Source organism: Pseudorhodobacter ferrugineus DSM 5888 (assembly GCF_000420745.1).
GTDB lineage: Bacteria > Pseudomonadota > Alphaproteobacteria > Rhodobacterales > Rhodobacteraceae > Pseudorhodobacter > Pseudorhodobacter ferrugineus.
This window is the reverse complement of the sequence record NZ_ATVN01000033.1, coordinates 1-8,932: the sequence shown is the minus strand read 5'-3', so window position 1 is coordinate 8,932 and position 8,932 is coordinate 1. Positions and strand designations below refer to the sequence as shown.

Here is an 8,932-nt window from a genome sequence, read left to right as displayed (position 1 = left end):
CATCGACCTCTTGGATCACCTTTGCGGGCCGCGAAAACAGCTTTTGCCATGTGTAGATCGACTTGGTGCTGACGCCCAATCGTTCGGCCACCTCGCGCACAGGGTAGCCGCGATCCTCGACCTGCGCGACAGCATCGCGCTTGAACTCGTCTGTGAATTTAGCTCCGGACATATCGTTCTCCTTGCTTCCAAAATTACCAAGCAAGGCGTCTACAAATCTAGGGGCTATTCAGTGGTTCCTTCTTCACAAGACGCCCCACACCGTTCGCGCGTTCCCAAGCCGCCAGCTTTTTGGTGAAGCGCGCTGGTGGTTTTGCGGCACCATCGGTGTAACGAACGAGCGCGCCCAAGGGCGCGGTGTCGATAATGTTTGATGCAGACATGATTTCTCCTAGTGAGTGTAAAGAATTACACTCATCTTATTGATATTATTACATTTAATGAAATTGAGGGCGGGAAACCCGCCCTCAACTGGCTCAGATCACTCTGCGGCCATCATCGCAGCCGGTTCGGACGGCAGATCAGCCATTAAGAAGTCCGGTAAGGCGATTTCCTCAGCAAGCTCGGACGCGACTTTAACCGCTTCGCCCTCCCCTGCCCCGGTGCCTGCATCCAGATCGATACGGCGTAGGACCTCCGGCAACCAGCCCGACCCTTTCAGCAAGCGCTCAGCTTCAACCGCCATCTCAGCCTTCTTGAGATGATCGAGCAGCTGGGTCGTGCCCTCACCTTTGGCCTCGCGGACTGCATCAAGGATGCGGGCTTTTGGAACACGGCCAAGATTGGTCTCGACCGTGGGTTCCCAACCGGCATCAACCATGTCGAGACCAACGGCTTTGGCGAGGATGTCCGACTGCGCCATGCGGCGGCTCAGACCACTGGCCGAGATCCCTGCCCCGTAAGGGTTTGGCTTTTCATGCACCGCATTGATGCCAAAGCTTAGGCAATGGGCCAGCAATGCAAGACGGCTGGCTTGATCAAGGGCCGACAAATAATCCCAAAGGATCACGTCATCCCCAAGCGGCAAATCAGCCTCCCAGCCTGCGTGCCGACTATCAACTGTCTGCGCCACCACGCTGTCCTTCAGATCAGGCGCCTGGGTCGAGAGATAGATTTCGCGCACCGATGCCTCAAGACAACTGCCCGAGGCCCCGGTTGTCCGGAACGTATCGTTGACCAGTTTTACGAGCAGCAATGTCATGGCCACATCCGGTGACCGCCCAACCGTTTCACGCAAAGCCAAAGTGCGATGGGCCGTGAGTTCAACAAGCAGCCGTTCGGGCAAAGGTTTAAGCGCCCCATCGTCTTCGTCTTCAGCAAGCGCCTCCATAGGCTGACCGCCGGACGTGATGACAGTTCCGACGTGCGCCGCCTGGTCGGCCGACAATGCACCATCTCCCCCCTGCCCCGCTACATCAGACACAGCGCAGTCACCATCCGCGATGACAGGGACTTCATCCTCAACGCAAACAAAACCTCGAGAGACAGACAGGCCGCCCATACGATCAAGGCTGACAAACACGCCTGCGCGTGCAACGTCGTCGGCCTCATAGACCAGCGGGCGCTGTTCAAGGACTTCCATGGCCAACTCAAGCGCCGCAAGCCGTTCCGAGATGTCTTCGGAAATCTCGTCTTGTCCGGAATGTTCCTCTTCCAACTGCCGGTACTCAGCAAGATGCCCCGCATGGGCTGCGACCTCATCCTCGGACATTGGCTCGGCCTCGCCAAACAGCCGCCGCATCCCGTGGCTGTACCCGTAAGGTAGATCGACCGAGATCTCGATCCATTTCCAACCCTCAGCGGCGATCGCTTCGGCTTCAACCTGCAGCCGCTCGGACACCAACCGATCCAGCAGGGCAGGGTCCTCCAACCAACCCCCATCATCGCCTTGGAACAAATCGCGCAACACGGTGCCACCTGCAGCCTCATAAGCAGAAACTCCGACAAACACCGCACGGCGATCAGACGCCCGCACCGAGGTCTCTGTCAGCATACGCCGGATCTGGAACGGCTCTTTCGACCAAGAGGATTTGATGGCATCCCAAACCTGAACTTGGCGAGCGTGATCAGGATTGACGGTAAAGGCCATCAGCTGCTCCAGCGTCATGGCATCCTCGGCATAGACCTCGAGTAGGGCAGGGGCCACGGATGCCAATCGCATACGCTGCTTCACAACAGCAGGGGCAACAAAGAAGGCTGCCGCAATTTCTTCATCGCTTTGACCTTTCTCCCGCAAAGCCAAAAAGGCGCGGAACTGATCCAATGGATGCAAGGCAACGCGCTGCATGTTCTCTGCCAAGGAATCATCTTCAGCCAAGATAGCGGAGGATGCCTCGCGGACAATGCAGGGCACGGGCGCAAACTTCGCCAGCCGCTTTTGCTTCACCAGCAAAGACAGCGCTTGAAAACGGCGCCCACCGGCCGGGATCTCAAACTTGCCGGTTTCAACCCCTTCAGCATCCAACACAGGCCGCACGTTCAAGCTTTGCAACAAGCCACGGCGAGCGATGTCTTCAGCCAGTTCCTCAATCGAGACGCCAGCTTTGATGCGGCGAACGTTGGACTGGCTCAACACCAGTTTGTCAAAGGCGATATCGCGCGAGGGCGACAGCGTGATTTTCTGGGCAGCTTGGGCCATCAGATAGTCTCCACGACGGGCGCCGGGAGCCACTCTCCCAATCTCACTTCCCGTCACACTCAAACCAACAAACCTTTCACTCTTTCTAAGTTATTTTGGCGACCTACTACTACGCATAGTGATGGAAGGGATAAATGCCAGCACGTGTCCACCGCGGTGGACATTATGCTCCCACCACTGTTCTTTGGGCCATTCTGTTCAACAGGCTTTCTGGGTTGAATTTGGGTGCATGGATACCAACTGTCAGGCTATTGAAGTACGCGGCAAAGTTTTTAACTTTGCTACCCATTTGTAATAGAATAAAAATTGCACTCGATGCTTTCCAGACGCCTAGCTTTTCACGAGCAGCTTGAAATTGATGTGAGTTAATTCCCATCATAGGTGCGAGAGTTCTTGCATGCGCTTCTACGTCATTCCAAGTTTTGATCGGGTGTTGTGAGAATGAGCATGCTTCTTCGCAGACATTCGTAAGTAGGCCAATTTTTGGTGGTTCATTTATGGCTTCGCGCTCTAAATCTATACTTATTTTTTTAGACATAGATAATTGGCGGGCATTTTGACCGTCGTTGGCGGACAAAATGGATGTTTCTAAGGCGTCCACCGCGGTGGACATTTCAGCCATTGTGTCCGCTAAGCGGGCGAAGAGAGCTTGATATTCAGTCAAGTTTAGTTTTCTACGAAGGGCTTTTCTAAATTCTGCTGTAAGGTCGCTTGCTCCTTGATCTTCGTCAATGCGCGCGAGTTGGCTTAGGATCCTCTTGTGGATAAAGAGGCGGTCGCGTTTGTCCTGTTGGTGCTGATGAGCGGTCTCCAGAATTTCGTGGGCTCTCTCAAAAAATGGCGCAAGAGAAAGGCCAAAGCTGAGACAAGTCCCATCGGATGCGCTGACACGGTATCTTTTGTGATTGGGGCTATTGTGGCGTTGAATGAATCCTAACTTCACGAAGCGATCGATGTGGCGACGCAAAGTGCGCTCATCGATGCCGCCGATGCGGCGACATAGTTCGGAGTTTGAAGCAAATACTGTTTCGCCTTGGCCGGGTTTAAGAAAGCTAAGCATGGCTTGCAGGGTTTGTAGTTGCCCTGCCCGTAGCCCGTAATATGTATGTGCATCGCGTAGAGCACGAAAAATAGCCCAAGGGTCGGTGGGCTGTTCAGGTTTTTCTGTTATGTTATTAGAATGTTGGGCGGATAGCCTGGACTTCTTGAATGTCATATTTGTTTGAACGACGGCCCGTTTGGCCACACCTATAGAATCCCCATCCGCAATTTCTGCAGAAAAAAGGTCGCAAAACACTGTCCACCGAATCGGTAGCGCTTGACGGTTGCGGAAGAGGTTGCTACATCAAAGATGCTAATCAGATGATGAGGGCTCTCCAGGGGAAACTTTGGGGGGCTCTTTTCTTTTTGCCTTCGTTACTCTCCTCTGCTCGTGTTGATGTTTACGGTCGGTTTTAAGAACCTTTGCCGCTCTCCTTCTGCCATTGATCGAAGATTGACCGAAGCACGGCTTCTGCGTTCGCCTCAATCCACTGGCCGAATTCTGGTTGTTCTTTGCGCATGATTTTGATGTCGACAGTATGGCCATCATGCGTAAGTGAGCCGAGTGGTGTCCCGTCCTCGTTATTTAGAGCTGTTTGAACTGCGGTCGCGCTTTGCTTTGGCGTGCCACGGATCACTTTTTGGGCTGCCGTGAAGACAGCCTTAAACTTATCGCTACTTGCTGCGCCCTCGGGTAGTGCGGCCAGCGTATCGCGGGCAAGATCTGTAAGGGGAACTCGGCCTGAAAGACTCGCCAAATCGCTCCATTGTCGGCGTCCGACGCCATGAGCCGGGCCAATGATCCGAATAAGGTCTTCTTGCAGTTGGTCAACAACTACACGGTGGTTCGAAACACCCTGTCGGCTGAGGCCAAGCGCGTCTTGGATGACAGCTGGTTTGTAGCCTTCCGACTGCATGTCGCGGATGAAAAGGGCTTTCTCGATGAAAGAGGGGTCTAGCCGTAGATTGTTTTCCTGGCCTTGGGCTATAAGCGACGCATCATCATCTAGCGTTCTGACGATCGCTTTTACCGTTCCTCCGATTTTGCGGATTGCAGCAAGGCGCCGCCGTCCGTAGACGATGCGGTATCGGTCGGGCCGATCAGACGGGCGCACCATAATAGGCACCTGTTGGCCATGTTTGCGAATGCTTTCAGCGAGTTCGTCGATACTGCTGTCTTCTAAAATGAGGCGATCACGAAGCCCATCTATTTCGATGCTATCCGGCTCAATGTCTCGAATGGAATTGGCAGTGATCTCACGAAGGCTATCCCTGAGGCCGCCGACAGATCCCGGAAGCTTCGCGGATTTAGGTGCGGATAGGGCAGGGGGCTCGACGACTTTTGCTTCGCTCTGCGGTTGGTTGAAAATATTGCGTCCCATTAGCGTCGCCCCCAAGAAAATTGGATGGTTTGTTCCAACTCGTCAGCGACAGAATTCATACTGGTCATTGCGCGATCCAACGTTTTACGGATGAGTTGGCTAGGGTCGACTTCATAGAGTGTCTGCTGCGTCATGCCAGCGTCTGAGATCGCGGTGGACTTTAGCATTGGTTCAGTCATGACTTGATTGACTAAGATTGATCTAAGGTATCCGGCCATTTGTGTTTGAGGGCCATCCGAGGGCTCGTAGCGCGTGATCAGAAACTTAGCAAAGTCCCAACTCACGCGGCGATTAATAGCTTCTTCGACCGCTTTCACAGTCTCAGAGGCGAGCTTTAGGAACTGGCTCATGGAAGCAATGTCGAGCATGCCCGGCACGACTGTGACTAATAGTCCGGTTGAAGCTGCCAATGCCGTTAGCGTTATAAAGCCCAGTTGGGGCGGGCAGTCGATCAAAACCAGATCATAATCTGCTTCAACTTCTTCCAGAGCAAGCGCCAAACGCTCAGCAAAGATCGGCTGAACTCTATTTGCCAGCGCATTAGCTGTTTCAGTCTCGTACTCTGATAGCATTAGCCCAGCAGGGACCATATCGAGGTTGTGGAAATAGGTCTTCTGGATGACTGCCGACAATGGAAGCTGATTGTCGTAGCGAAGGGCATCATAGATGGTTCCGCCATCAGCGAATTCTAGCTCAGGCCGGAAACCAAAGAAGGTGGTCAGGCTTGCTTGTGGGTCAATATCCAACACTAGAACGCGATATCCACGCAAAGCATATCGTTGTGCGAGGTGGATTGTCGCGGTTGTTTTTGAAGAGCCGCCCTTGAAGTTCACAACAGAGATCACCTGTAGTCTGTCGCCTTCACGTCTACCTGGTTTGTAGCTGTCTGAATTCTTCCCGGTGCGCCCAAGAATGTCTCGCAATTCATCAATATCTTCAGCACTGTAGAGGCGGTGGCCTCGATTATCTGTTTGAATCTCTGGAAAACTGCCGTCCTTGTGGCGATTTCGAAGGCTTGACGTGCTAACCCTCAGAATTTCAGCTACCTCAGTTGAACTGAAACGACGAAGGTGCTTACGCTCTTCCGGCTCGAAGGCAATGCGCATCTGCCTGTTCAGAGACTCGGCAAGATTATCGGCAAAGCGTCCGATATCACTTGAGCCTATGCCACGTGTTGAGCTTAAGTTATGATCATTCATATTCTGCCGCCTCAAATGGCCCTTAGGGCTCTTGTGTGTTCTGACGGCGATTGGCTATTCTGACGCCTTTTACCGTCATTAAGCGAAATGACATGAATTTTACCTTTCGACAAGAAATTTCTACATATTGCGGAATAAGTTATCCACAGGCTTCAGCTAGCCAATACTTGAAAAGCCTGAAAAGTACTGCAAGCAACTGTAAAATATACCTATTCCTGAGAAATTTAAGTTGGTAATGAATTGTGGCCATCATTGTTGAGCACCCGACATATAGATTCTTATCTAGGCCGTGTCGAATCGGTTGGGACTCTAGATCTACCTACCGATCCTGTTCGCGCCATGATGCAAATCGGCTTCTGATTGTTTAGAGCGCAAGCTTACCACTCGACAGCCATGGGCGTCATAACGGGCAAAAGAGTGCCCTGTTCCCTTGACCAGATTTGGTTTCTCCGCAGTTTTTTGCGGCCTGATAAAGACTCACGATAAGCCGGACTTATGCAACCCAAACCGTCGAGGCGTCTTTAGGTGTTGAGTGGGCCTTCTGCTTCGGAAAGCACGTACATAAAAAGCAGCACTTTATTCACAGACTTTCACTCTCCCCGTCTATTGAGTGCTGTGGGTCGGTAGGCTATCAGACGGGCATAGAACGAATGCCAAGCGCGGTGCCTAATCCGTTTCTGCCGCAGCTTTTTCGAGCAACCCTAGCCTTTCTGCGCGCGCCAACAGCATTTTGACGGACGAAGGTTCCCATTTGCTGCGACCACGCGGCGTTCGCTCGCGCATATCCTCAAGCCGCGTGCAGATGGCTTGAAGTGTCATCGATGGATCGGCGCCTTTGATGCCAGCGATGATGGCGGGCAAGCGGTCATCCTTTTCCCGTCGCCGGGCGCGCTCCAGCACCGTTGCAGGCAGAAAGCCATCACGGACATAAGCGCTGACAGCGCGGAGCAGGCGGGGTTGCGTCCATTGCGCGTCCGGCATCAGCGGGCCGTTGACGATGCGGACCACGTCTTCCCAAGCCAAATCGGGGCGAAGCCGCCGGACTTGGGGAACCCAGTCTTGCGCGGTCTCGTTCAGCCGCTCCATGTAACCGTCCTGCCGTGCCAGCCGCACTTTGCGTAATGCGGCGGGATCCTTGGCACGGAGGCCTGGATTTCCTCCTACGCGCCCTTCAGACCTCGCACTGGCAAGGCCGGCCTTTGTGCGTTCACGGATCAAGGCACGCTCGAACTCGGCAGCGGCACCTAGCACCTGAAGCGTGAACTTGCCCTGTGGAGATGCGGTGTCGATCGGGTCCTCAAGCGAACGGAAGAAGGCACCCTTCGCCTCCAGCCGCTCTATCATCTCCAAAAGGTGCGATAGCGACCGGGCTAGCCGATCGATCCGGACAACGACCAGCGTATCGCCTTTGCCTATCCACTCCAACACGCGCGCAAGGACCGGCCGCGCACGATTTCCGCCCGAGGCCTGTTCTTCATGGATCTCGGCGCAACCCGCGGATTTCAGGGCCTGCGACTGGGGAAGGGGGGTTTGATCCTCGGTTGAAACGCGCGCGTAGCCTATCAATGGCATCAAAACAGTCTTTTTGCAATTTCATATAGCATTACTAAACGACCGTTTGTAAACAGATGCAAGGGCGCTCTCTGTGGTGCTGTTCAGCAGAATGTCCTTGGTTTTCATACGCTGAGCGCGATCAGAGATATCTCGCAGACCACCGCGCGCGCGTGCTATATAAGGTGTACAGGCGCACCCTGACAAAACACTTAGGTAAACTGCAAAACTGCCGTATTTTGCACATATGAAGCCTCAAGTAACTACGCAGTATGATAGTTTTGATGATCCTCTAGTGGATGCGGAGGGGCTTGAAGAGACGTCTGAGGACGACCTGTGGTTCCTGCCCGGTCCGATGGAAGTGGAGCCGGATTATCTGCCGCCCGGACCGAGGGGAGAGCTGCATGAAACCGCCGTTATCGACGATTGGCGACGGGCCGAGGCGGGCAATGCCGCGCGTCTCGCCCGTGTGGCCGGCCGGATCGGCGCGCTGGACGACCGGCTGCGCCGCGGTCCAGAAGGCTGGCGGCACAGGCTCGCGCTGATCGAGGCGGCAGACCTTAGCTGGTTTGTAGGCGACCGAATTGGCCCGGATCGGCTGGCGCTCTGGATATCCATGCGCTTGTCCGGGGTGCAGGACGACACCGCAGCGCTCGCGCGTGTCGGATGGGCGGTGCGGCGTCTTACGGGCGGTCCCGGCCCAGAGGTGGACCTATCCGCTTTCCTCGATCGCCGTGACCCTGAAAACATGGCGGATGAAGCCGAGCCCTTTGCGGATCGCGCGGGTGGTTGGCTTGACCTGATGGCGCAAGCCGCCGACCTACACCCGATCACGCGCGCCTGCATGGGGTTTCACTGTTGATTGTCACTGAGAACTGACCCGGCAACAGCAAAAATTGTCACTGAGAACTGACCCATGTGCAACCTTGCCTCAGCTTGAATCAGCTGGGGGCACTTGGAGTGATAGACATGAGTTTTTTAAAAGTTATCCGGGGATGGGCGCTGCGAGAGAAGATGCCCATTCGCGAGATCGCGCGGCGCACGGGCATCTCGCGCAACACGATCAAGAAGTATTTGCGGGAGGGGATTGTTGAGCCAGCGTTTCAGACGCCGGATCGTCC

At 54.4% G+C, this 8,932-nt stretch carries 8 protein-coding genes and 1 pseudogene; 2 read left to right on the top strand and 7 right to left on the bottom strand.

What is annotated here, in order from left to right; genetic code table 11:
• From G560_RS20885 to G560_RS0117850, 7 genes are all read right to left on the bottom strand, one after another.
• Positions 1-172: IS3 family transposase (locus G560_RS20885; protein ID WP_022705645.1), on the bottom strand; the 172-nt coding region annotated here is incomplete at its 3' end.
• A gap of 46 nt (positions 173-218) precedes the next feature.
• Positions 219-383: a hypothetical protein gene (locus G560_RS21160; RefSeq protein ID WP_022705644.1), complete on the bottom strand. Its 165-nt coding sequence runs from the start codon at positions 381-383 to the stop codon at positions 219-221.
• 98 nt (positions 384-481) lie between these two features.
• Positions 482-2,638, bottom strand: coding sequence for a ParB/RepB/Spo0J family partition protein (locus tag G560_RS0117870; protein ID WP_022705643.1), 2,157 nt, complete (start codon positions 2,636-2,638; stop codon positions 482-484).
• Positions 2,639-2,801: 163 nt separating this feature from the next.
• Positions 2,802-3,854 carry a plasmid replication protein RepC gene (gene repC, locus G560_RS0117865; RefSeq protein WP_022705642.1) on the bottom strand — a complete coding sequence of 351 codons (1,053 nt, stop codon included), beginning with the start codon at positions 3,852-3,854 and terminating at the stop codon, positions 2,802-2,804.
• Positions 3,855-4,092: 238 nt separating this feature from the next.
• Entirely contained in the window at positions 4,093-5,061 is a 969-nt protein-coding gene (gene repB, locus G560_RS0117860) for a plasmid partitioning protein RepB (RefSeq protein WP_231575842.1), read from the bottom strand.
• Positions 5,061-6,260 (bottom strand): plasmid partitioning protein RepA, encoded by a 1,200-nt coding sequence (gene repA, locus G560_RS0117855; RefSeq protein ID WP_022705640.1) that lies wholly within the window; start codon positions 6,258-6,260, stop codon positions 5,061-5,063. The genes repB and repA overlap by 1 nt, the downstream gene beginning before the upstream one ends.
• 666 nt (positions 6,261-6,926) lie before the next feature.
• Positions 6,927-7,832: a recombinase family protein gene (locus tag G560_RS0117850; protein ID WP_022705639.1), complete on the bottom strand. Its 906-nt coding sequence runs from the start codon at positions 7,830-7,832 to the stop codon at positions 6,927-6,929.
• A gap of 226 nt (positions 7,833-8,058) precedes the next feature.
• On the opposite strand from G560_RS0117850, the pseudogene G560_RS19760 reads away from it, so the two are divergent.
• Both G560_RS19760 and G560_RS0117840 read left to right on the top strand, forming a co-directional pair.
• Positions 8,059-8,667 (top strand): annotated as a pseudogene (locus G560_RS19760) (hypothetical protein); the annotation flags it as partial.
• A gap of 113 nt (positions 8,668-8,780) precedes the next feature.
• The coding region (locus G560_RS0117840; RefSeq protein WP_028914254.1) for a helix-turn-helix domain-containing protein at positions 8,781-8,932 on the top strand (152 nt) is incomplete at its 3' end.